Source organism: Acidiphilium iwatense (assembly GCF_021556475.1).
Taxonomy (GTDB): domain Bacteria; phylum Pseudomonadota; class Alphaproteobacteria; order Acetobacterales; family Acetobacteraceae; genus Acidiphilium; species Acidiphilium iwatense.
On record NZ_JAKGBZ010000133.1, the window covers coordinates 1 to 1487 of the forward strand.

A 1487-nucleotide genomic window follows, 5' to 3' on the forward strand; every position below is an offset into this window, starting at 1 on the left:
ACGTGATTCGCTGCCTTGCGTGTTCGATTCGAGACCCACCACCCGCCTCCACGAGTCAGAATCTCTACCCACTCACACGCGTCAACGAATCGCTGCAAGAATTTTGTGACACAGTAAGATTAGTTCACCCATAGCGTTGTCTGGCGAACAACCGACGCTATGGCCTCTATAAGGACAGCTCCGCTAGCTGTGTCCAAAATATAGCCTTGACGGGGTTTCGAACAAGACGCATTATCGGACAGCATTTTTGGACGGTTTTCGAACCAAATGGCCCGCACCTTCGTGTATGCTCGCGTCTCGACCGCTGGTCAGACCACCGACAACCAAGTTCAGGAAGTGCTGGGCGCCGGTTTTGCCGTGCAGCCGAATCGGGTTGTCGTGGAGACCATCTCCGGAAGTACCGCCGCTATCCAACGCCCCGGCTTCCGTCGCCTTCTCGATCGGCTTGAGACTGGGGACGTGTTGGTTGTGACCAAACTCGATCGCCTCGGCCGCAACGCCATTGACGTCCGCGCCACGGTCGACAAATTGGCCGCTCTCGGTGTGCGGGTCCACTGCCTCGCCCTTGGCGGTGCCGACCTTACAAGTCCGGCTGGGAAAATGACGATGCAGGTTATCGGTAAGCGTTGTTCTGCTCCCATTCTTCTGCGTTGGTGATGTTTATGCTTACCGGGGCTGAAGATTTTTGCTTTGGGACGGAATTATGGACGACGTTAATGACGACGCGAAGGGTTTGTATCGACGGGTTGAGGTTCTGACGGGTTCTGGCCGGCGTCGTCGGTGGTCGGTGGATGAGAAGGCGCGGATCGTGGCGGAATCTTTGGTGCCTGGTGCGGTTGTCTCGCGGGTGGCGCGGCGCTGGCAGGTCTGCCCGCAGCAGATATTTGGCTGGCGCCGATTGTTGGTGCCCGAGACGTGTGGCGGGCCTGGCGGAGATGCATCTGACGATCGGACTGCGCCGGCGTTCGTGCGGATTGTCGGCGAGCCTGCGGCGCTGGCTGTGCCCACGCCGTCGCCGCCACCGCCGGCGCCAGCGGTGGCGGGGATCGCGATCGAGGTGTCGGGAGCGATCATTCGTGTCGCCGCCGGGGTGGACGCCAAATCCCTCACGGCAGTGCTGCGGGCGGTCCGGGCGTCGGGCCATTGATCGGGGTCCCGCCTGGCGTTCGCATCATGCTGGCGACGCGGCCGGTGGATTTTCGGTGCGGCGCGCATAGTCTGGCAGCGCTGGCAGCCTCGGTGCTTCGCCAGGACCCGTTTGACGGCGCGCTGATTGTTTTTCGCTGCAAAAGATCGGACCGCGTCAAAATTCTGTTCTGGGATGGCGGCGGGCTGGTGTTGGTGTGGAAGCAGCTTCAGCATGGCGTGAACCGCGCCGGGAATCCTGGAGGCTCCAACTCTTGAGTAGGATGGAGCAATGGAAAAGCGGAAGACATCGAACAGATATTCACCTGAGGTCCGCGAACGCGCGGTGCGGATGGTGCTGG

General features: G+C 60.9%; 3 protein-coding genes. All 3 read left to right on the forward strand.

Translation table 11 applies throughout. The annotated features are described in order from the left end of the window. The first annotated feature begins 267 nt into the window (after positions 1–267). The 3 genes from L2A60_RS20380 to tnpB are packed head-to-tail and all read left to right on the forward strand — an operon-like array spanning position 268 to position 1404. A complete protein-coding gene (locus tag L2A60_RS20380) occupies positions 268–657 on the forward strand; it encodes a recombinase family protein (RefSeq protein ID WP_235706288.1) in 390 nt (129 codons plus the stop codon). Positions 658–703: 46 nt separating this feature from the next. Continuing rightward, positions 704–1147, forward strand: coding sequence for an IS66-like element accessory protein TnpA (tnpA, locus tag L2A60_RS20385; protein WP_268920357.1), 444 nt, complete (start codon positions 704–706; stop codon positions 1145–1147). A gap of 26 nt (positions 1148–1173) precedes the next feature. Continuing rightward, positions 1174–1404, forward strand: coding sequence for an IS66 family insertion sequence element accessory protein TnpB (gene tnpB, locus L2A60_RS20390; protein WP_235706290.1), 231 nt, complete (start codon positions 1174–1176; stop codon positions 1402–1404). Positions 1405–1487: the final 83 nt, after the last annotated feature.